Below are 522 nucleotides of genomic sequence, written 5' to 3'. Positions count from 1 at the left end.
CGGTCATCGATCCGTATCTGCCCACCAACGGCAACTTCGGATACCGGGTGTCACGCTACGAACTCGACCTGGAATACAAGGTGGCGATCAACCGGCTCGCCGGCACCGCCACCATCACCGCGGTGACCTTGGCCGCGGTACGCAACTTCACCCTCGACCTGTCCGACGCCCTTACGGTGTCACGGGTTTCGGTCAACGGCCGTCGGCCCGCCCAGTACCGATGTTCGGGCGGGAAGCTGTCCATCACGTTGGACTCAGCCCTGCCCGCGGGTGCCGCGATGACCGTCGTCATCCGCTACAGCGGAACCCCGCGCCCGATCGAAACCTACTGGGGTGACGTCGGTTTCGAGGAACTGTCGAACGGCGCCCTGGTGGCCGGCCAACCCAACGGGGCGGCCTCTTGGTTCCCGTGCGACGACCATCCCAGCTCGAAAGCCAGTTACCGGATCCAGATCAGCACCGACAGCCCGTACTACGCGCTGGCCAACGGTGAGCTGATCTCCCGTAAAGCCCGCGCAGGAC

General features: G+C 65.1%; 1 pseudogene. It reads left to right on the top strand.

The features are described 5' to 3' along the window. Positions 1-522: pseudogene (locus tag IMZ11_RS43665) on the top strand (M1 family peptidase); the annotation flags it as partial.

The sequence above is a fragment of the Microtetraspora sp. AC03309 genome, from assembly GCF_020826795.1.
Classification (GTDB): domain Bacteria; phylum Actinomycetota; class Actinomycetes; order Streptosporangiales; family Streptosporangiaceae; genus Microtetraspora; species Microtetraspora glauca.
This window is presented reverse-complemented; position numbering and strand designations above follow the sequence as displayed.